This is a genomic window from Dactylosporangium sp. NPDC048998 (assembly GCF_043197855.1).
Taxonomy (GTDB): domain Bacteria; phylum Actinomycetota; class Actinomycetes; order Mycobacteriales; family Micromonosporaceae; genus Dactylosporangium.
In genome coordinates, this window is sequence record NZ_JBICTV010000006.1 from 40,326 (window position 1) to 58,466 (window position 18,141).

23 protein-coding genes are annotated in these 18,141 nt (G+C 72.1%); 13 read left to right on the top strand and 10 right to left on the bottom strand.

Features of this window, described 5'->3' with window-relative positions; all coding sequences use genetic code 11:
* Positions 1 to 77: 77 nt before the first annotated feature.
* The gene (locus ACGFI8_RS16840) at positions 78 to 518 is read right to left on the bottom strand and encodes a MarR family transcriptional regulator (RefSeq protein WP_392805536.1); all 441 of its coding nucleotides are present in this window, start codon (positions 516 to 518) and stop codon (positions 78 to 80) included.
* 57 nt (positions 519 to 575) lie between these two features.
* Here ACGFI8_RS16840 and ACGFI8_RS16845 point away from each other — a divergent pair, with 57 nt between their 5' ends.
* A complete protein-coding gene (locus ACGFI8_RS16845; protein ID WP_392805538.1) occupies positions 576 to 1,352 on the top strand; it encodes an alpha/beta hydrolase in 777 nt (258 codons plus the stop codon).
* A 21-nt stretch (positions 1,353 to 1,373) separates the two neighbouring features.
* Here the strand turns inward: ACGFI8_RS16845 and ACGFI8_RS16850 are convergent, their stop codons facing one another.
* From ACGFI8_RS16850 to ACGFI8_RS16860, 3 genes are all read right to left on the bottom strand, one after another.
* Positions 1,374 to 2,615: an Ig-like domain-containing protein gene (locus ACGFI8_RS16850; RefSeq protein WP_392805541.1), complete on the bottom strand. Its 1,242-nt coding sequence runs from the start codon at positions 2,613 to 2,615 to the stop codon at positions 1,374 to 1,376.
* Between the two features lie 260 nt (positions 2,616 to 2,875).
* Positions 2,876 to 3,253, bottom strand: coding sequence for a DUF427 domain-containing protein (locus ACGFI8_RS16855; RefSeq protein ID WP_392805543.1), 378 nt, complete (start codon positions 3,251 to 3,253; stop codon positions 2,876 to 2,878).
* A gap of 10 nt (positions 3,254 to 3,263) precedes the next feature.
* Positions 3,264 to 3,806: a TetR/AcrR family transcriptional regulator gene (locus ACGFI8_RS16860; protein WP_392805546.1), complete on the bottom strand. Its 543-nt coding sequence runs from the start codon at positions 3,804 to 3,806 to the stop codon at positions 3,264 to 3,266.
* A gap of 100 nt (positions 3,807 to 3,906) precedes the next feature.
* Between ACGFI8_RS16860 and ACGFI8_RS16865 the strand changes: the two genes are divergently transcribed.
* The gene (locus ACGFI8_RS16865) at positions 3,907 to 5,124 is read left to right on the top strand and encodes an MFS transporter (protein ID WP_392805549.1); all 1,218 of its coding nucleotides are present in this window, start codon (positions 3,907 to 3,909) and stop codon (positions 5,122 to 5,124) included.
* Positions 5,125 to 5,139: 15 nt separating this feature from the next.
* Here the strand turns inward: ACGFI8_RS16865 and ACGFI8_RS16870 are convergent, their stop codons facing one another.
* Positions 5,140 to 5,703 carry a TetR/AcrR family transcriptional regulator gene (locus ACGFI8_RS16870; protein WP_392805551.1) on the bottom strand — a complete coding sequence of 188 codons (564 nt, stop codon included), beginning with the start codon at positions 5,701 to 5,703 and terminating at the stop codon, positions 5,140 to 5,142.
* Positions 5,704 to 5,794: 91 nt separating this feature from the next.
* On the opposite strand from ACGFI8_RS16870, the gene ACGFI8_RS16875 reads away from it, so the two are divergent.
* The 3 genes from ACGFI8_RS16875 to ACGFI8_RS16885 are packed head-to-tail and all read left to right on the top strand — an operon-like array spanning position 5,795 to position 8,213.
* On the top strand, positions 5,795 to 6,490 hold the full coding sequence (locus tag ACGFI8_RS16875) for an SDR family oxidoreductase (RefSeq protein ID WP_392805553.1): 696 nt from the start codon (positions 5,795 to 5,797) through the stop codon (positions 6,488 to 6,490).
* Between the two features lie 7 nt (positions 6,491 to 6,497).
* On the top strand, positions 6,498 to 7,472 hold the full coding sequence (locus ACGFI8_RS16880; protein ID WP_392805556.1) for a glutathione S-transferase family protein: 975 nt from the start codon (positions 6,498 to 6,500) through the stop codon (positions 7,470 to 7,472).
* A gap of 9 nt (positions 7,473 to 7,481) precedes the next feature.
* Complete coding sequence (locus tag ACGFI8_RS16885) at positions 7,482 to 8,213, top strand: SDR family NAD(P)-dependent oxidoreductase (protein ID WP_392805558.1); 732 nt, start codon at positions 7,482 to 7,484, stop codon at positions 8,211 to 8,213.
* A gap of 107 nt (positions 8,214 to 8,320) precedes the next feature.
* Here the strand turns inward: ACGFI8_RS16885 and ACGFI8_RS16890 are convergent, their stop codons facing one another.
* Positions 8,321 to 9,382, bottom strand: coding sequence for a serine hydrolase domain-containing protein (locus tag ACGFI8_RS16890; RefSeq protein ID WP_392805561.1), 1,062 nt, complete (start codon positions 9,380 to 9,382; stop codon positions 8,321 to 8,323).
* 126 nt (positions 9,383 to 9,508) lie between these two features.
* Here ACGFI8_RS16890 and ACGFI8_RS16895 point away from each other — a divergent pair, with 126 nt between their 5' ends.
* The 4 genes from ACGFI8_RS16895 to ACGFI8_RS16910 all read left to right on the top strand — a co-directional run bounded on the left by ACGFI8_RS16895 (position 9,509) and on the right by ACGFI8_RS16910 (position 12,619).
* Entirely contained in the window at positions 9,509 to 10,618 is a 1,110-nt protein-coding gene (locus ACGFI8_RS16895) for a TIGR03364 family FAD-dependent oxidoreductase (protein WP_392805563.1), read from the top strand.
* Complete coding sequence (locus ACGFI8_RS16900; RefSeq protein WP_392805566.1) at positions 10,612 to 11,283, top strand: phosphonatase-like hydrolase; 672 nt, start codon at positions 10,612 to 10,614, stop codon at positions 11,281 to 11,283. The genes ACGFI8_RS16895 and ACGFI8_RS16900 overlap by 7 nt, the downstream gene beginning before the upstream one ends.
* A 107-nt stretch (positions 11,284 to 11,390) precedes the next feature.
* The gene (locus tag ACGFI8_RS16905) at positions 11,391 to 12,224 is read left to right on the top strand and encodes a class I SAM-dependent methyltransferase (protein ID WP_392805569.1); all 834 of its coding nucleotides are present in this window, start codon (positions 11,391 to 11,393) and stop codon (positions 12,222 to 12,224) included.
* Between the two features lie 197 nt (positions 12,225 to 12,421).
* Positions 12,422 to 12,619, top strand: a complete 198-nt coding sequence (locus ACGFI8_RS16910; protein ID WP_392805572.1) for a hypothetical protein — start codon at positions 12,422 to 12,424, stop codon at positions 12,617 to 12,619.
* Between the two features lie 10 nt (positions 12,620 to 12,629).
* Here ACGFI8_RS16910 and ACGFI8_RS16915 read toward each other — a convergent pair whose 3' ends face one another.
* A complete protein-coding gene (locus ACGFI8_RS16915) occupies positions 12,630 to 13,088 on the bottom strand; it encodes a MarR family winged helix-turn-helix transcriptional regulator (protein ID WP_392805575.1) in 459 nt (152 codons plus the stop codon).
* A gap of 92 nt (positions 13,089 to 13,180) precedes the next feature.
* Between ACGFI8_RS16915 and ACGFI8_RS16920 the strand changes: the two genes are divergently transcribed.
* Positions 13,181 to 13,408: a hypothetical protein gene (locus ACGFI8_RS16920; protein ID WP_392805578.1), complete on the top strand. Its 228-nt coding sequence runs from the start codon at positions 13,181 to 13,183 to the stop codon at positions 13,406 to 13,408.
* Between the two features lie 418 nt (positions 13,409 to 13,826).
* Here the strand turns inward: ACGFI8_RS16920 and ACGFI8_RS16925 are convergent, their stop codons facing one another.
* On the bottom strand, positions 13,827 to 14,393 hold the full coding sequence (locus ACGFI8_RS16925; protein WP_392805580.1) for a hypothetical protein: 567 nt from the start codon (positions 14,391 to 14,393) through the stop codon (positions 13,827 to 13,829).
* A gap of 50 nt (positions 14,394 to 14,443) precedes the next feature.
* Here ACGFI8_RS16925 and ACGFI8_RS16930 point away from each other — a divergent pair, with 50 nt between their 5' ends.
* Positions 14,444 to 14,593 (top strand): hypothetical protein, encoded by a 150-nt coding sequence (locus ACGFI8_RS16930; RefSeq protein ID WP_392805582.1) that lies wholly within the window; start codon positions 14,444 to 14,446, stop codon positions 14,591 to 14,593.
* Positions 14,594 to 15,022: 429 nt separating this feature from the next.
* On the opposite strand, the gene ACGFI8_RS16935 is transcribed toward ACGFI8_RS16930, so the two are convergent.
* A complete protein-coding gene (locus ACGFI8_RS16935; protein ID WP_392805584.1) occupies positions 15,023 to 15,526 on the bottom strand; it encodes a MarR family winged helix-turn-helix transcriptional regulator in 504 nt (167 codons plus the stop codon).
* A 70-nt stretch (positions 15,527 to 15,596) separates the two neighbouring features.
* On the opposite strand from ACGFI8_RS16935, the gene ACGFI8_RS16940 reads away from it, so the two are divergent.
* On the top strand, positions 15,597 to 16,364 hold the full coding sequence (locus ACGFI8_RS16940) for an SDR family NAD(P)-dependent oxidoreductase (RefSeq protein WP_392805587.1): 768 nt from the start codon (positions 15,597 to 15,599) through the stop codon (positions 16,362 to 16,364).
* Positions 16,361 to 17,071: a DUF4386 domain-containing protein gene (locus ACGFI8_RS16945; protein WP_392805590.1), complete on the top strand. Its 711-nt coding sequence runs from the start codon at positions 16,361 to 16,363 to the stop codon at positions 17,069 to 17,071. Before ACGFI8_RS16940 ends, ACGFI8_RS16945 begins: the two co-directional genes overlap by 4 nt.
* Positions 17,072 to 17,342: 271 nt before the next feature.
* Here the strand turns inward: ACGFI8_RS16945 and ACGFI8_RS16950 are convergent, their stop codons facing one another.
* Complete coding sequence (locus ACGFI8_RS16950; RefSeq protein ID WP_392805592.1) at positions 17,343 to 18,116, bottom strand: methyltransferase domain-containing protein; 774 nt, start codon at positions 18,114 to 18,116, stop codon at positions 17,343 to 17,345.
* Between the last annotated feature and the right edge of the window lie 25 nt (positions 18,117 to 18,141).

Genomic DNA, 18,141 nt, shown 5'->3' on the forward strand with positions numbered 1-18,141 from the left:
CTCCCCGTGTCGTCGCCAGTATCCGGATAAAACGCTAAATCCGGGTATATCGGCGGGCGTGGAGCGACGCGGTGCGTTCAGCCGGTCGGGGTCGCCGCGTCGCGCGGGGGGACCAGGTGGCGCTGCAGCGTCTCGAGGGCGGCCTGGACCTCCGGCAGCGCCCGGGGGTCGTCGATCGCTTGCAGCAACGCGTCGTCGATCGGGGGGCCGCTGATCACCAGTAGCCCGCCCCGCTGCTCCGGGTTGGTGCGCACCAGCGTGCGGCGCCGGTCGCGCGGGTCGGGGGCGGTCACCACGTTGCCGTTGTCCTGCAGGCGGGCGATCGACGCCGACACGTGGCTCTGGGGGAAGCCGGTCCGGGCCGCGATCTCGCCCACCGAGCTGTCCGGGTGCTGTGCGATGTCGATCAGTACCGATCGGACGCTGGCCGGCAGCGTCTCGGACCCGAGTGCAGGCAGCGCGACGCCGCCGAGCTTCATGAGGGTGCGGCCGAGGACGAGGAGTTCGAGTCCGTTCACGCCCATCACAATACAGCAGGCTTGATGCATCAGAAATGATGGTTTACCGTCGGTCGCATGTACACCTCGAAGCAAGGCGATGGCGGGCGCATGCTCGTGATCATCCAGCCCGGCGACGGCGACGCGGACGGCAGCGCCGCGCTGGTACGCGAGCTCGTGGGCGGGGGAGGGTTCACCGTCCTGACGTACGACCGGCGCGGCCTGTCCCGCAGCCCGGCCGGTGACGACCCGGTGACGATCGAGTCGCACACCGACGACCTGGCGCTGCTGCTGGCCACGCAGGCGCGGGGTCCGGTCGATGTCCTCGGCATGAGCATCGGCGCCCTGATCGGCCTGGACCTGGCCGCCCGCTACCCCGGGCTGGTGCGCACCCTGGTCGCGCACGAGCCGCCGCTCACCCAGGTCCTCGACGACCCGGCGCCGTTCGTGGCCCGCCAGGAGGCGGTGGAGGAGGCCTTCCGTGCCGAGGGCGTCCAGGCGGCGATGCGGCAGTTCCTCGCGTTGACCGCGCTGGACCCGAACGACCGCGAGCCCGACGCCGAGTTACCGCGGCCGTCCCCGGCCCGCGCGGCCAACCTGGCGTTCTTCCTGACCCACGACGCCCCGGCCGCCCGCCGCTTCCGCCTCTACCTCGAGCCGCTGCTCAAGGGCGAGCCGCCGGTGGTCATCCCGGCGGTCGGCGCGAGCACGAAGGACAGCCCGCACGCCGCGCCGGCCCTCGCGCTGGCCCGCCTGCTGGGCCGCGAGTGCGCCGAGTTCGAGGGCGGCCACTCCGGGCACGTCTTCCGCCCGAGGGCCTTCGCCGCCCGCCTGCGCGAGCTGCTGAGCGCGTGAACCGTGCTGGTTGGGCTCAGTTCACCACTGGGCCCAGGGCACGTTCCAGTCGCCGAGACCGTCGGTGAGGGTGAGCTGCTTGGGCGTGTTGCGGACCTCGACGACGTCGCCGACGTCGAACGTGTCGTAGAACCACTGGGCGTTGGCCGGGCCGACGTTGATGCACCCGTGCGACGTGTTGGCCTTGCCATGCGAGGGGATGTTCCAGTCGGCCATGTGCACGTACTCGCCGGTGAGCGAGATCCGGCAGGCCAGTTTGATCTTCTCCGGGGGGTAATAGTTCGGGTTGTTCTTGTCGGTGATGCCGTAGCTCTCCGAGGTCATGGTGGCGACCGGTTCCTTGGTCATCAGCACGTGGATGCCGGAGCGGGTGAAGAAGTCGATCTTCTCGCCGTTGGCGCCGGTGGTGGTGCCGCCCTTGCCCATGCTGATCGGGATCTTCTTCACCATCTGGCCGTCGACGTAGCACTCCATCTGGTGCGTGTTGGAGTCGGCGATGGCGATGCGGGACGGGCCGATGGAGAAGCTGGCGGAGTAGTTGCCGCCGCCGTACACCCCGTTGCCCAGGTCGACCCCGAGGAGGTTGACGCTGACCTTGACAGTGGTGCCCTTCGTCCAGTACTTCTCCGGGCGCCAGTGCGCGCTCTGGTTGCTGACCCAGTGCCACTTGCCCTCGGCGTCGGACGAGGACGTCACCTTCATCGCCTGCTCGGCGGCGTCCCGGTTCTTGACGGCCTTGTTGAAGAACGCGATGACGGGCTGGCCGACGCCGTAGGTGGCGCCGTTCTTCAGCGCGAGCATCGGGTTGGCCTGGAACGTGATCGAGGCGACCGCGCTGGGCTTGAGCGTGGTGAAGCTGCTGGTCTCGCTGACGTCCTTGCCGCCCGCGTCGACGCCGGCGACGGTCACGGTATACGTCTGCCCGTAGGCCAGCGTCCCCGTCGAGGTCCAGTTGCTCTTGTCGTCGGCGAGCTTGCCGTCGAGGTTCTTGCCGTCGGCCGCGACGGTCACCGTGTTGAGGGTGCCGTTCTCGATGGCGACGGTGACCTGGCTGGTGGGCGTCACGTCCTTGCTGTCGGCGGCCGGCGTGATGGTGACCTTGGCCGGCGTGCCGCCGCCCCCGCCCCCGCCGCCGTCGGCGCCCGACGTCGACCCGGTCGACGTCCAGGTGTTCTCGCCCTTGTTACCGTTGTCACACGCGGCGAGCGCGGCGACCGCGGCGACCCCGGCGCCCGCGGTCAGCATCTTGCGACGACTCAACATGTCTGCGTCCTCCCCGTTCGCGAACGGTACCGACCTCGGGCCACTCCGCAAAACCCTCGGCCGGTATTGCCTGCATTGTCCGAACGAGTGAATCCGCGCGGCTCCGCTTGACAGGCTCCGAACCGTAGACGTTGCCGGCGGCGCTCTTGGTTTACATCGATCGACAGGGACAGCGCACGAAAATAGTGATATAGGCGATAAGCCCGGCGACGGAGTCGCCGGGCTTATCGATGATCGCGGCCAATCGGCGGTCGCTCGGTTCAGGAGACCGAGACGACCGTCACCTCGAGGCGGTCGGTGTAGAAGGCGACGCGCTTTTCGATCGGAGCCACGGCCGGGTACGGCTCCTCGTAGCTCCACACCGCGTTGTCGACCGTCGCGTCCGGCGTGACGACGGAGTAGTAGGACGCGTCCCCCTTGTACGGGCAGTACGTGCTGTGCTCGGTGCGGCGCAGCAGGTTCTGGTCGACGTCGGCCAGCGGGACGTAGTACACGACCGGATAGGTCGACTCCTGCAGCGCGAACGCGTCCGTGGTGTCGGCGACGACGTGCTCGCCGGCGCGTACCACGACCCGCACGCCCGCGGGCTCGACGGTGATCGGGTGGTCGGGGCCTGGGATCAGCTGTGGGCGACTCATGCCGCCAACGCTATGCGGGCAACATCCGGTCGACCAGGCGGGTCGCCAGGTCCTCGTCGAGGGTCCACGGCAGGAAGATGGCCCGGTAGACGATCGGCGCGATGAGCTGGTCGATCACCTCGTCGGCGGTGACCGGGCTCGCGGCGCCGGCCCGCTCGACGATCTGCAGCGCCTCCGTGCGGCGGTTGCGCAGGCAGTCGGTCTCCCGCTCGCCGGCCATCGGGGTGCCGCCGCGCAGGATCGCGGCGTTGAGCGGCTTGCGGTAGTGCTCGACGATCTCGCCGGCCCAGGCGGCCAGGTCGGCGCGCAGGTCGCCGGTCTGCGGCAGCGACCGGTCCGGGTCGAGCCGGTACGTCGCGATGTCGTTGAGCATCGCCGGCGCGTCGCCCCAGCGGCGGTAGATGCTCGTCGGGTTGACACCCGCGCGCTCCGCGACCATCGGGATCGTCACCTTCTCCGCCCCGCGCTCGCGGATGAGCTCCTCCACGGCGTACCGGATCGCCGACAGCACGGCGGCGCTACGCCCGCCGGTGCGGCGCACAGGGGCAGACATGATGTGACCCTCCTAACTAAAGCAAAAATCTTTGCTTTAACGCCCGAGGCCTGGCGTACCTTCAGCGTAACGCAAGAATCTTTGCTTTAGGAGTCGCGCGATGTCTGCCGCAACACTCGATCGCCCGCTCGTCGCCGGCCGGCGCCGGACCCTTCCGCCGGGCATGGCGTTCGCCGGCGCCGCGCTGGCCTTCGCGTCCCTGTACCTCGCGGCCGGCGCGCCCACACCCCTGCTGGTCCTCTTCGAGCACGAGTGGGGCTTCGCGCCCTGGGTGCTGACGGTGGCGTTCGCCGCCTACGCCTTCGGCCTGCTCGCCTCGCTGCTCGTCGTCGGCTCCCTGTCCGACCACGTCGGGCGCCGCCCGGTGCTCATCGGCGCGCTCGCCGTCGAGCTCGCCGCGATGCTCATGTTCGTGTTCGCGCCCGGCATCGGCTGGGTGATCGCCGCCCGGATCGTGCAGGGCGTCGCCACCGGCGCCGCGAGCAGCGCGTTCACCGCCGCCCTGGTCGAGCTCGCGCCCCCGGCGCACAAGCGGCTCGGCGGCATCCTCGGCGCCGTCGCCCCCGCCGGCGGCCTCGGCCTCGGCGCGCTGCTCACCGGCGCCGCCGTGCAGTTCACGCACGAGGCGAACCTCATCGTCTTCACCAGCCTCGCCGTCATCATGGCGCTGGGCACCCTGACCGCGGCGCTGTCGGCCGAGACGGTCAGCCGCCGCCCGGGCGCCCTCGCCGCGCTGCGGCCCCAGGTGTCGGTACCGCGGCCGGCCCGCCTCGACTTCCTGGCCGCCGCCCCGGCGCACCTGGCCTCATGGATGCTGGCCGGGCTGTTCATGGGCCTGTCGCCGAGCATCCTGCGCGACGTGTTCCACCACAGCAGCGGCCTGCTGGGCGGCGTGACCGCGTTCCTGCCCCCGGCCACCGCCGCGACCGCCGCCTACCTGCTCAGCCGCTACCCCGCGCGCCCCGTCGTCCGGTTCGGCACCGTCGCCGTCCTGGCCGGCGCCGCGCTCGTGCTCGCCGGCATCGGCACGATCACCCTGCCCCTGCTGTGGGTGGGTGGCCTGGTCGGCGGGGCCGGCTTCGGCGCCACCTTCTCCGGCGCCCTGCGCACGGTCGGCCCGCTCGCCGAGGCCCACCAGCGGGCGGGCCTGTTCGCCGCGGTGTTCCTGGTCGCCTACCTCTCCTTCGGCGTTCCGGTCATCCTCGCCGGCCAGCTCGTCGCGCCGCTGGGGCTGCTGAGCACCGTGCTGTGGTACGGCGGCGCGATCATCGTGGCCGCGCTCGTCGCGCTCGCCGCCCAGCTGCGCCTGGCCCGGTAGACCGTCCCATCCGGGTCAGGCGCCGGCGGTGTCCAGCAGGCGGGTGGCGGCGCGCAGGGCCACGCCGCCCAGCGGCTCGGCGTGCATCACGGCCCGCACCGCGGCGCCGTCGAAGAGCATCGTGAGCTGGGCCGCCAGGAACCCCGGGTCGGGGGCGCCGAGGCGCTCGGCGTGCTCCTGGAAGTACGACTCCAGCCGCTGTTTGAAGCCGAGCGCGACCGCGCTCGCCGGGTGGCCGGGGTCACGCAGCTCGATGGCCGTGTTCACGAACGGGCAGCCGTGGAAGGACGGGTCGGCGGACTGTTCCTCCAGGCGGGCGAACACGTGCAGGATGCGTTCGCGGGGCGGCATCTCCGCGGCCGGATCGGGGAAGTACCCGGCCACGTTCGCAGGCCCGTGCACCCGCAGGCTCTCGGCGATGACGTCGTCCTTCGTCGCGAAGAGCTGGTACATCGAGCGCTTCGACACGCCGGCGGTCTGGCACAGCCGCTCGACGCCGACCGCGGCGGCGCCCTCGGCGTAGAAGAGCTCGGCGGCGGCGCGCAGCAGGCGCTCGCGGGGCGGGGCGATGGGGGTCACACCAGCAGGTTAGCGCGCCCCTCGACAATCGGAAACCGATCGGTTTACCGTTGGGGAAACCGATCGGTTTCTCGCTCACGCGGAGGTTCAGATGCAGCTCGAAAACGCCGTCGTCCTGGTCACGGGCGGCAACCGGGGGCTCGGCCGGGCCTTCGTGGAGGAGGCGCTGGCCCGCGGCGCCCGCAAGGTCTACGCCGCCGCCCGCGACCCGCGGTCCGTGAGCACGCCCGGCGCCACGCCGCTCGCCCTCGACGTCACGGATCCGGATTCGGTACTGCGCGCGGCCGGCCAGGCGCAGGACGTGACCCTGGTGGTGAACAACGCCGGCATCAGCGAGCGCGCCAGCATGCTCAACGGCGCCATCGCCGACATCCGCCGCGAGTTCGAGACGAACTTCTACGGCCCGATCCACGTCACCCGCGCCTTCGCCCCGATCCTCGCGGCCAACGGCGGCGGGCACCTGCTCAACGTGCACTCGGTGCTGTCGTGGATCAGCCAGGGCACGTCGTACAGCGCGTCCAAGGCCGCCGCCTGGCAGGCGACGAACGCGTTCCGGCTGGAGCTCGCGCCGCAGGGAACCGGGGTGACCGGCCTGCACGTCGGGTACATCGACACCGACATGACCGCGGACATCGACGGCCCGAAGGCGTCGGCCGCCGAGGTCGCCCGGCTCGCCTTCGACGGGGTCGAGACGAACGCGTTCGAGGTGCTCGCCGACGAGGTCACCCGTAACGTCAAGCGCGGCCTCTCCGCCGAACCGGAGGCGCTCTACCCGCAGCTGGTGTAATGGAAGGGTGAGCACATACCGGGCCGAAGGCGAGTTCAAGCGCGACGCGCGGTACATCGGCACCCGCATCACGGCGGACGGCCGGGACGGCTATCCGGTCGAGCCCGGCCGCTACCGCCTGGTGGTGAGCCGGGCCTGCCCGTGGGCGAGCCGGGCCATCATCGTCCGCCGGCTGCTGGGGCTGGAAGACGTGCTGTCGATGGGCGTGTGCGGCCCCACCCACGACGCGCGCAGCTGGACGTTCGACCTCGACCCGGGCGGCCGCGACCCGGTGCTGGGCATCGAGCGGCTGCAGGAGGCCTACTTCAAGCGCTTTCCCGGCTACGAGCGCGGCATCACCGTGCCCGCGATCGTCGACGTGCCCACCGGCGAGGTCGTGACGAACGACTACGCCCCGCTGACGCTGGACCTGTCGACGGAGTGGACCGCGTACCACCGCGAGGGCGCGCCCCGGCTCTACCCCGAGGCCCTGCGCGCGGAGATCGACGAGGTCAACGACCTGGTCTTCAGGGACGTCAACAACGGGGTGTACCGCTGCGGCTTCGCGGGCACCCAGAAGGCCTACGAGGACGCCTTCCGGCGCCTGTTCGCCCGCCTCGACTGGCTCTCGGAGCGCCTTTCGCGGCGGCGGTACCTCGTGGGAGACACCATCACCGAGGCCGACGTGCGGCTGTTCACCACCCTGGTGCGCTTCGACGCCGTCTACCACGGCCACTTCAAGTGCAACCGCGAGAAGCTCACCGAGATGCCGGTCCTGTGGGCCTACGCACGCGACCTGTTCCAGACCCCGGGCTTCGGCGACACCGTGGACTTCGACCAGATCAAGCGCCACTACTACGTGGTGCACCGCGACATCAACCCGTCCGGCGTCGTCCCGCTCGGCCCCGACCTCTCCGGCTGGCAGGAGCCCCACGGCCGCGAGTCGCTCGGCGGCACCCCGTTCGGCACCGGCACACCCCCGACCGCCCCCGCCGACCGGTAGGTTCGGGGCATGGAGAAAGTGACCATCGTGACCGGCGGCAGCCGGGGGATCGGCGCGGCGACCTGCCTGCGGCTCGCCCGGGACGGGCACCGGGTCGTCGTCGGGTATCGCAGCGCGGCCGGAGCGGCGCACGGCGTCGTCGACGCCGTCGCGGCGCTGGGCGGCCGGGCGATCGCGGTGCGGGCCGACACCGCGGTGGAGGACGACGTCGTCGAGCTGTTCGACGCGGCGGCCGAGCGCCTCGGCCCGGTCACCGGACTGGTCAACAACGCCGGCATCGCCTCCACCCTGGGGCGTCTGGCCGACGTGAAGGCCGACGAGCTGCGCCGGGTCATGGACGTCAACGTCATCGGGGCGTTCCTCTGCGCGCGGCAGGCGGCCCGCGTGATGACCCGGGGCGGCGCGATCGTCAACGTGTCCTCGACCGCGGCCACCCTGGGCAGCCCCGGCAACTACATCCACTACGCCGCCAGCAAGGCCGCCGTCGACGCGCTCACCCTCGGGCTGGCCAAGGAGCTCGCGGCCGACGGCATCCGGGTCAACGGCGTCGCGCCCGGCTTCGTCGACACCGAGATCCACGAGCAGACCGGCGACCCGGACCGCGCCGCCAACGTCGTGTCCCGCATCCCCGTCGGGCGGCTGGGCACGCCGGACGAGATCGCCGACGCCATCGCCTGGCTGCTCAGCCCCGCCGCCTCGTACGCGACCGGCGCCACCCTCCGCGTCGCCGGCGGCCTCTGACGGCGCGGGGCGCAACCACCGACCCAGCTCAGGTGGCGTTGCCGGCGTCGAACCGGCTCCGGCCGCCGTTCCCCCGCAGCTTCATCGACCCATCGTAATGCCGGCCCTCAGAGGCAAGCCTCCAGCGCGTCGTACACCGCGTTGCCGCGGTCGTGGTCGGCCAGATGCCTGGTCACGTATGCCATCCGGTAGCCGCCCGGCTCGTCGAGGAACCCGCCGGCCGACGACCCGCCGATCCCGCCCATGCCGACCCAGCGCCCTTCGCGCCGCCAGCCGAGCGTCCAGGTCGCGTCCTCCTCGAGCAGCCGGTCGACCCCCTCGGCCTGCGGCGCCAGCGCCTCGGCGAGCAGCCCGGCGGGCAACAGGTCGGGGAGGGCCTGGTAGAGCCCCGCGAGCCCGCGCGCGGTCGCGTGAGCGTTCACCGCGGGCAGCTCACCCCCTCGCCAGGCGGCCCCGTTGAGCACCCCGGTGTCGAGCAGCCCGGCCGGGTTGCCCAGCGCCCGGGCCCACAGCTCGCCGTGGCCGTGCACCGCGTGCTCCGGCCAGTCCGGCGCCCGGTGCTCCACCTCAGCGCACCGCGCCGAGTCCGCCGCGGACAGTCCGAAGTGGACATCATGGCCCAGGCCGCGAACCACCGCACCGACGGTCTCGCCCGTCGCGCCCCGGAGGATGGCGCCGAGGACGTTACCGTACGTCAGGGCGTGCTCGCCCACCGCCGTCCCCGGCTCCCACTCCAGCGGACTCGCGAAGATCGCGCCCGTGCAGCGCTCCCAGTCCAGCGCCTCGTCCGGCGTGAGCGCCTCGGCGATCGCGGGCAGCCCCAGCTGATGCGCCAGCGCATGCCGGACGGTGCCACCGGAGTGCCGGAACGCCGGCCAGTAGCGCGCGACGGGTTCGTCCAGCCCGATCCGCCCGTCGGCGACCCGCGTGAGCACGGCGAGCGCGGCGACAGGCTTGCTCGCCGAGAACACGGTCGCGAGCGTGTCATGCCGCCAGGGCCTCGTCCGACCGGCGTCGGCCCAGCCGCCCCAGAGGTCCACGACGAGCTCGCCGCCCACGTAGGCCGCCACCGAGGCCCCGGTCTCGGCCCCGGACTCGACCAGCCCGCGAAACGTCTCGGCGACGCCCTCGAACCCGGGCGCCACGGTTCCTCGTACGACGTCGCTCACGGTCGGGCACAGTACCGCCCGGCCGCGCCCGGCCGCTCCCAAAATACCGCTGCCCGCGGAGCGTGAGCTCGCAGCCAGGTGTTGCGAGTAGATTCAGGGTTCGAACCGTTGATCTGGGGGCGGCACTTGAGGATCGTGATCGTCGGCGGCGGGGTGCTCGGCACCATGCACGCCTGGCACGCCGTGCGGCGCGGCCACGAGGTCGTCCACCTGGAGCGCGAGGCCGAGGCCCGCGGCGCGTCCGTGCGCAACTTCGGCCTGGTCTGGGTCTCCGGCCGGGCCCGAGGCGCCGAGCTGGCGACCGCGCTGCGTGCCCGGCGGCTGTGGGAGGAGATCGGCGCGCAGGTCCCCGGTGTCGGCTTCCGCGGCAACGGCTCGATGACGCTGGTCCGCACCAAGGCGGAGTGGTCCGTCGCCGAGGCCGCGGCCGGCGCGCCCGACGCCGCCGAGCGCGGCTGGCGCCTGCTGGACGCCGCAGCGGTACGAACCATCAACCCGGCGCTGCGCGGCGAATTCCTCGGCGGCCTGCACTGCGCGGCCGACGGCGCCGTCGAGTCGCGCGTCGCCCTGCCCGCGCTGCGCGCGGCGCTGCAGCCCAGCGGCCGCTACACCTGGCTGCCGGGGCGCGAGGCACGCACCGTCGCCGAGGGTTCGGTACGCGACGACACCGGCGCCGTCCACGCCGGCGACCAGGTCGTCCTGGCCACGGGCGCGGCACTCGGCGGCCTCGTGCGCGAGCTGGCCGGGCAGCTGCCGGTGCGCCGGGTGTGGCTGCAGATGGCGCAGACCGCGCCACTGGGCGAGCCGCTGACGACGTCCGTCGCGGACGCGGACAGTTTCCGGTACTACCCGGCGTACGACTCGGGCGGGCTCGTCGACGAACAGCCGCAGCCGCCGGTCGCCGCCGAGCACAAGATGCAGCTGCTCATGGTGCAGCGCCTCGACGGCGGCCTCACGATCGGCGACACCCACGCCTATGCCGAGCCGTTCCCGTTCGACGAGGTCGAGGCGCCGTACGACCATCTCGTCGAGGTCGCGTCCGCGCTGCTGGGCCGTCCGCTGCCGCGCATCGAGCGCCGGTGGAACGGTGTGTACGCGCAGTGCCTCGACCCCGCCGCCGTCGCCTACCGTGCCGCCGTCACGCCCGGTGTCTGGCTGGTCACCGGCCCCGGCGGCCGCGGCATGACCTGTTCGCCCGCCATCGCCGAGCAGACCGCCGAGGAGCTGTCGTGGTAGACCTGGTTGTCCTGGACATGGCCGGCACGACCGTGCAGGACGGCGGCCTGGTGGAGCGCGCGTTCACCGCCGCGATCGGCGAGCAGGGCGTACACCCCGGCGATCCCGCCTTCGCGGACATGCTCGCGCACGTGCGCGCCACCATGGGCGAGTCGAAGATCAGCGTCTTCCGCCACCTCCTGGCCGGCGACGAGGCCGCGGCCCAGGCCGGCAACGCCGCGTTCGAGCGCGCCTACGCGGCGCTCGTCGACGACGGCCACTGTGCCCCGATCCCCGGCGCTGCCGAGGTCATCGACCGGCTCCGCACGGCGGGCGTGAAGGTCGCGCTCACCACCGGCTTCTCCCGCGACACCGCCGACCGGATCCTGGCCGCGCTGGGCTGGAAGGACGTCGCCGACCTGACCCTGGTCCCGGCCGAGGCCGGCCGTGGCCGCCCGTTCCCCGACCTGGTCCTGACCGCGGTACTCCGCCTGGAGATCGACGACGTCCGCGCGGTGGCCACGGCGGGCGACACCACGTACGACGTGCTGTGCGGCCTTCGCGCCGGCGCTCGTTTCGCCGCGGGCGTCCTGACCGGCGCACACGACGAGCCGGCCCTGCGAGCCGCCGGCGCGACCCACGTCCTGCCGTCCGTGCGCGACCTTCCGCCGGCGCTGGGCCTGTAGCGACGCCCCGGAATCGGTCGTACGGGTGGTCGGGTGGGCCCGTGCGGTACTGGATATAAATCGATCTTTGTGATATGATGTCCGAAAGGTCGGCCTAGCGTTGCCGCGTGACTGACACCAATACCTCCGCCGCGATCAGCCGCACCGCTCTCATGGCCGCCGCCGCGCGGGCTGCGCATCTCATCGTCGACGACGAACCGTACGTGTTCGAGGACCCGCTGGCCGTCGTGCTGCTCGGCGACCGCGCGGACGAACTGCTCGCATACCACCGCCTGCACGGCGAGCACCCCGTGCTCTCCGGCGCGCGCGCCCAGGTGCTGTGCCGCAGCCGCTACGCCGAGGACACGCTGCACCGGTCCTTTCACTCGCAGTACGTGATCCTCGGTGCCGGGCTCGACAGCTACGCGAACCGCGGCGGCGACGACGTGCGCGTGTTCGAGGTCGACCGCGCCGCGACGCAGGAGTTCAAGCGGGCCGCACTCCGGGCGGCGGGACTCCCCGAGCGGGCGGCGTACGTAGCGGTCGACTTCGAGCGGGACGACCTGCTCGAGCGGCTCGTCGCGCACGGGTTCGACCCGCTACGGCCCGCGGTCGTCAGCTGGCTCGGCGTGACCATGTATCTGACCCGCGAGGCGGTCGAACGCACCGTCGCCGGCGTCGCGCGTCTCGGCGCCGGGACGGTCCTCGTGCTCGACCACATGGTGCCGGAGGAGGATCGCGACCCGGCCGCGCGCGCGTACGTCGAGGCCGTCGGCTCGGTCAACGCCCAGCACGGCGAGCCGTGGCTGTCGTTCTTCTCGCCCGCCGGCCTCGCCGCGATGCTCGGCACGCACGGCATGAGCGCCGAGCACACCAACCAGCACGAGATCCTCGGCGCGCGAACCGATGCGCTGCAGCCGTCCAACCTCACCTGGATCACGCGCGGCACCGTCAGCCCGTGACGCATCGCGACCGCCGCGCCTGACCCGGGTCAAGCGACGCGGTCAGCGCGCGACGCGTTGTGGTCGCCCGGTCTGGCCCGGGTCACGTGCGGGCCAGGGCGTCGGCGCCAACACCGCGTTGCGGGACGCGCGCAACCTGCTGCGGGAGCTCACCGGCGGCAAGCCGTTGCTCGACGCGGTGCGCGACTACGAGCGAGATGATCGAGTACGGCTTCAAGGCCGTCGAGGCCTCGAAGCGGCAGACCGGCGGCGACCAGCTCGTGCACAAGCAGGTGATCGGCCGGGTCGCCCTGGTCGGCCAACGCGCGTTCCTGCGCGCCACGGATCGCATCCCCGCGCTCAAGCGGCGCTTCGAGGCGGAACTGTACGAATCCCGGGGTACCGAGGCGGCATAAGGCTTTTCGACTAGGTCGTCGTGATCTCGATGACCCTCGTCAGCGCCGCATGCAGCTGCAGCAGCTCCTCCAGCGGCATGCCGAGGCGCTCCACCACGGCCGGCGGGATGCGCTCCGCGTCCGCGCGCAGCGCCCGCCCCGGCTCCGTGAGCGTGACTTCCAGAACACGTTCGTCGTGCGGCGCCCGCCGCCGGTGGATGAGCCCGGCCGACTCCAGCCGTTTGAGCAGCGGCGACAGGGTGCCCGGGTCGAGCTGGAGCAGGCGGCTGAGGTCCTTGACCGACAGCGGTGCGTGCTGCCACAGCGCCAGCATCACGAGGTACTGCGGATGCGTCAGCCCCATCGGCTCGAGTAGCGGACGGTAGAGCGCGATGACGTTGCGTGACGCCACCGCGAGCGCGAAGCAGACCTGATGCTCCAGGGCCAGCGGATCAGGAATCTGTACCGCGGCTGCTGCGTCCTTGCTCACGTGCCCCGCCCTTCCCGAACATGTTCGTCGCTGCCATACTAACCGTACACCAATAGTTAGTGTGCCAACGATTTGTACCCGAAGGAATCGCCATGTTCGCGTTCAAGCGTCGTTCGCAGTCGAAGAAGGACCGCGTCGGGGACTTCCTGTTCCGGATCTTCGGTCCGGCCACCGTCGAGGGCGCGATCCAGGGTTGGAGTCCGGAGGCGCGTGAGCAGTACAAGCGGCTGCGGGAGAACCAGAAGCGCGCGGCCGAGGAGCAACGCCGCGCTCGCGAGGCCGGCGCGTCCGGCCCGATCGCCGGCGTCGGCGAGGCGTGACGTAGGCAGTGTGGCCGTGGATTGCCCGCCTCGGGTCGCAGCGGCGCGGATCGTGCGCCCGCAGTCCTGAACTTCGCTCCAAATGCGGCCCTGGCGCCGCGCCGGCTTGGCCCGTCTCGCCGGGACCCGTCCTGCTCCCGCCACCCTGGACCAGTCCGGCCGACCCGCCGCCCGGCAACCGCTCTGTAGCGGGATGAGCCCTGCGGTGCCTGCCCCGGTCGACGCGCTCCGTCGCCGGCTGGCGCGCGTCAGGGCCGACCTTGCCAGGCCCGGCAAGCACAGGATTTCCGTGATCATGCAGCACTCGCCGGCCAAACACCCGGTTCGTCATGATCACGGAGTGGAAACGTACAAGGAGCAGCACGTTCACTCCGTGATCAAGAAGGTACGAACTGCCGCTGCCAACCTGGCGGTCGCGCTAACGCGATCTTCGCCGGTTCGTCTCCTGTAGCAACGCCAGTCGTGCGGCGCCCACGGCCACGACGCCCAGCGCCGTTCGCCACACCACCACCCCGAACTCGACCGACGTGACTTGCCCGGACCCGAACCGCCCGGCCACCCCGTCGAGCCCTGGCACGCTGATGATCAGCGTCAGTATTGCCACCGCCGCCATCGTCGGCGCGATCCAGATCGACCGCGGTCGCTCAAACGTCGTCCAGGCCCCACCCACCAGTACCACCGTGGCGGTGATCAGCAGCATCGCGAACGCCACGGTGACCGGCCGGTGCCCGTCGAGCCGGCTTGCGCCGTGCAGCGCCCAGCCGGTCCACACGTCGCCCCCGCTCTGCAGCAGGGTGGCGGTCCCGCCGACATCGGTGGCCACCGTGACGGTGTTGTCCTCCCGAGCCCACGGCAAGCCCAGCGCCAGCAACGCGGCGAGCGCACCGACGAGCGTCACGACCCGGCTGCCGATCCCGGTCGGCGGAGGCCCAGGCGCCGGCGCCGCCACGGACTGACCGGCTTCGGTCTCCTGCGGTGAGCTCATGCCCGTAGACCGTAGCGGGGCACCGCCAGCGCCGTCACTGGCCCCGGCCGATGGCCCCCGCCCCTACGAATGACGCCGCCGACTGGCGCCTGGCGCTGGTGACGCCGATCCTCGCCCCGTGCGGCAACGCCAATCGTCGCCTGGTGCTGGTGACGCCGGCCCTCGCCTGGCGGGTGACGCATCCTCGCCCGGCGCGGTGACCCGATCGTCGCTCCGCACGGCTGACGTTAGGTGAAGCCACGTTCCGGTTGCCGGCCGCCCGATGCGCACACCGGCGGCCCAGCGCTCCCGCCGCGACTCGCCCGCGACGCCGCGCGGTCAACCCGGGCGTCGCCGTGCTTCAGTTGCCCCGATTCCAGTCCAGACGGCGGACCTTCAGCCCGCCGTCGCGTGCTGTCCGCCGCCTGCTTGCCGACCGGCGTCGTTCCGCTCGGGCTTTCGGCCTCGGGTCACGGTCTGGCACGCAGGTCCCCGCCTACGGACCGCGCGACGCCGACACAGCCGGCCTCTACCCGAACCACGATCGGGGACGCGCCGTAGAGGCAGACGTCGGCGCCGCCCGCGATGAGCGTGGTGAGGTATCAGTCTCGGCCCGCGGACGGGCCGGAGCCACCCGATGGCCGACGCCGCTACGTCCCCTGGCCGACGGGCTTTCGGCGGCCGCCCGTCTGCTTGTATCCCGGGTGCACGCCCGGAGTGAGCCCCTGCTGGTCCGCGATGCGTTGCAGCAGTCGGGTGAGCTCTGCGCGTTCGTCGGGATCGAGCGCGGTGAGCAGGTCGTCGTCGTGTGCCGTGGCGATCGATCGCATGTCCATCATGATCCGTTCCCCGTCGACGGTCAGATATAGCTCGTGATGCCGGCGGTCGGTGCTGCCCGGCCTCCGCTCGACCAGCCCCTTGTGGCCGAGATTGTCGATGAGCACGACGACGCGGCTCGGCACCACGCCGAGGTCGACCGCGACGGACTGCTGGCTGCGGCCCGGCTGCCCGGCGATCATGCGGAGCAGCCCGACCTCCGGCGGTGACAGCCCGATCTCCTGCACCCGGTCGGCGAACCGTTCCGATGCGTGCGCGCCGACCTGGGCCAGCAGGAATGCCGCTCCTCTGGGTCTGGGTTGCCCGCCGTGCTTCATGGCGCTATCGTACACCACGCCGAACGATTCACTTGACTGAACTATTCACGGAAGAGAAGGGAGTGCTCCGATGTCGTTCACCACCCATTCCGACCTGGCCGGCAAGGTCGCGCTCGTCACCGGCGGATCCCGCGGGATCGGCGCCGCGACCTGCCGGGCGCTGGCCCAGAACGGCGTCCGCGTCGCCGTCAACGGCAGGGATCCCGGCGCCGTTGACGAACTGGTCGCCGAGATCACGCAGGCCGGTGGCGCAGCACTTGCCGCGCCCGGCGATGCCACCGAGGCCGGCACCGTGCACCGCATCCGCGAGGACGTCGAGCGAGCCCTCGGCCCGATCGACGTCCTCGCCCCGTTCGTCGGCGGTCAGGGGCGCCCGGTCCCCACCCACCAGCTCGGCGCCGAGCAGTGGCGCGCCACCATCGAAGCTGACCTGACCTCGGTCTTCCTGGCCGTCAGCGAGGTACTGCCCGGCATGATCGAACGCCGCGCCGGCGTCATCGTCACGATGTCCTCGACCGCCGGACGCCTGCCGGGCCAGGCCAGTGCCGCCTACGCGGCCGCGAAGGCGGGCGTGGTGATGTTCAGCAAGCACCTCGCCGCCGAGGTAGCCCCGCACGGCATCCGCGTCAACTGCCTGGCCCCGTCAGCGGTTCTCAACAGTCGCATGCGCCAGCACATGACCGACGAGCAGCTCGCGGACCTGGCCGCCCGGTTCCCGCTCGGTCGCCTGGGCCGACCCGAGGACGTCGCCGAGGCGGTGCTCTACCTGGCCTCCGACTCCGCCTCCTGGATCACGGGCGCCACATTGGACCTCACCGGCGGCCGGGTGATCGTATGACGGCGCCCGGCACCACCTCGGGCGCCACGCCCCGGCGGCGCCAGGCTCAGGGCGGCCCGCATTTGGGCGCGCTCGCCATCGTCTTCGCCGCGCTGTTCCTCGGCGGCCTCGTCCTCGCCACGATGCTCGCCGGCGGTAAGCCTTACCCGTCCCCGTTCGGCGCCGCCGCGGACATCCTCGCCTATTTCCGCGACCATCCGCGCGCCGTACAGATCGGCGGTGCGTTCCAGTTCGGCGCCGCCGTTCCCCTGGCCATCTACGCGGCCACCGCCAGCGCACGCCTGCACCAGCTCGGCATCCGCGCTCCCGGCGCCACGATCGCCCTGGCCGGCGGTCTGCTCGCCGCGGCGTTCCTGGCCCTGTCGGGCCTGCTGGGCTGGGTCCTGTCCCGTCCGGAGGTCCTCGACGATCCCGCCATGGTCCGCGCTCTGCAGCTGCTGAACTTCGCGTCGGGAGGGGTCGCCCATGTCGTACCGCTGGGTCTGCTCCTTGCCGGCATAGCGGTGCCCGGCCTGCTGGCGCGCCTCCTGCCGACCTGGCTGGCATGGTCCGGCCTGGTGATCGCCGCGATTGCGGAACTGTCCACGCTGACCCTGCTGCTCGACCCCGCGGCGTACCTGCTGCCGATCGCCCGCTTCACCGCCCTCGCCTGGCTCATCGCCGCCGGCTTCCTGCTGCCGCGCCAAAGGACGCGCTCCGATGCCTAACCACGTTCCGACGCCGGCTCCGCTCCGAAGCCCGCCGCACGCCGATGGCCCGCGGTTCGATAGCCGGGGTCCGCTCCGACGCTCCGGCCGCGGTCTGACCTGAGGGCCCCGGTTCGACGGTCGCGGTCTTACGGCTGCGGTCGAACGGCTGTGGATCGACGTCGCGATCTGGGTTCGACGACGGCGGTGGTGGCGGTTCGACGGCCGCGGTTGGCGCTGTCGCTGGACAGCGCTCGCTGGGCGCCGCAACGTCTGCTCGTAGCCGGGGCCGCTATCGATCGGGCGCGGTTCGCACGATCGCGTAGTAGCAGGGCACCTCCTGCAGCGGTCCGCCGGCGCGTAGCGGTCGGCCGTATTGCGTCGTGGGGCCGCTCGCCAGGACCTGCCACGCGTCGGGCGGAAAGTGGGCCTCCACCTCGGGCTGGCCGAAATTGATGGGCGGGCGGACACCCGAGGCGATCAAGCGCCGCAGGATCGGCGGCATGCCGATCGCGGTGGCGCCCTGCCGGCGCAGGATCACCAGCGGGTTGCCGCGAACGTTCGTTTCGCAGATGTGGGCGGTGCCGCGGGCGCCCAGCATCGCCGCGAGGTTTCGCACGACGGCGGGCCGGGCTTCCGGCGCGACGATGTGCAGCATGCCGCGGATGTGCACGTTGACGTCACCCAGCTCGTCGTGGAGCCGCTCGCCGAGGCCCTCTTCAGTGGCGTCGGCGACCCGGTACTCCACACCGCCGCCGGCGGCGTTCGCCCGCGCGATCGCGGCCTCGGCGCCGTCGATGCCGATCACCCGCGGGGCGATCCGGGCCAGCGCCCTGGACTGGGTGCCGTTGCCGCAGCCGAGGTCGACGATCGGCAGCGTCAGGTCGGCGTGCTCGCGGAGCCTGGCGGCCGTCGTGTCGGACTCGGGTGAATGGCCGGCGTCCCACATGACCTCGTCGTCGCGCGCCGTCGACCAGTACTTTTGCCACGCCCGCCGTTGGTCACGCGGGGCGAGGGCGCGATAGATCGTCAGTTGCGGGATCAGGAGGTTGTTCCGCCAACTCATGTGAGCAGAGTGCCTGGGTGCGGTA

Bases quoted from the DNA above. Each gene is read 5' to 3' on its own strand.
- ACGFI8_RS16940 (WP_392805587.1), top strand. From the start codon at position 15,597: ATGTCGTTCACCACCCATTCCGACCTGGCCGGCAAGGTCGCGCTCGTC.
- ACGFI8_RS16860 (WP_392805546.1), bottom strand. From the start codon at position 3,806: ATGTCTGCCCCTGTGCGCCGCACCGGCGGGCGTAGCGCCGCCGTGCTG.
- ACGFI8_RS16920 (WP_392805578.1), top strand. From the start codon at position 13,181: ATGTTCGCGTTCAAGCGTCGTTCGCAGTCGAAGAAGGACCGCGTCGGG.
- ACGFI8_RS16875 (WP_392805553.1), top strand. From the start codon at position 5,795: ATGCAGCTCGAAAACGCCGTCGTCCTGGTCACGGGCGGCAACCGGGGG.
- ACGFI8_RS16910 (WP_392805572.1), top strand. From the start codon at position 12,422: ATGATCGAGTACGGCTTCAAGGCCGTCGAGGCCTCGAAGCGGCAGACC.
- ACGFI8_RS16885 (WP_392805558.1), top strand. From the start codon at position 7,482: ATGGAGAAAGTGACCATCGTGACCGGCGGCAGCCGGGGGATCGGCGCG.
- ACGFI8_RS16935 (WP_392805584.1), bottom strand. From the start codon at position 15,526: ATGAAGCACGGCGGGCAACCCAGACCCAGAGGAGCGGCATTCCTGCTG.
- ACGFI8_RS16925 (WP_392805580.1), bottom strand. From the start codon at position 14,393: ATGAGCTCACCGCAGGAGACCGAAGCCGGTCAGTCCGTGGCGGCGCCG.
- ACGFI8_RS16850 (WP_392805541.1), bottom strand. From the start codon at position 2,615: ATGTTGAGTCGTCGCAAGATGCTGACCGCGGGCGCCGGGGTCGCCGCG.
- ACGFI8_RS16945 (WP_392805590.1), top strand. From the start codon at position 16,361: ATGACGGCGCCCGGCACCACCTCGGGCGCCACGCCCCGGCGGCGCCAG.
- ACGFI8_RS16855 (WP_392805543.1), bottom strand. From the start codon at position 3,253: ATGAGTCGCCCACAGCTGATCCCAGGCCCCGACCACCCGATCACCGTC.
- ACGFI8_RS16950 (WP_392805592.1), bottom strand. From the start codon at position 18,116: ATGAGTTGGCGGAACAACCTCCTGATCCCGCAACTGACGATCTATCGC.
- ACGFI8_RS16930 (WP_392805582.1), top strand. From the start codon at position 14,444: ATGGCCCCCGCCCCTACGAATGACGCCGCCGACTGGCGCCTGGCGCTG.
- ACGFI8_RS16865 (WP_392805549.1), top strand. From the start codon at position 3,907: ATGTCTGCCGCAACACTCGATCGCCCGCTCGTCGCCGGCCGGCGCCGG.
- ACGFI8_RS16845 (WP_392805538.1), top strand. From the start codon at position 576: ATGTACACCTCGAAGCAAGGCGATGGCGGGCGCATGCTCGTGATCATC.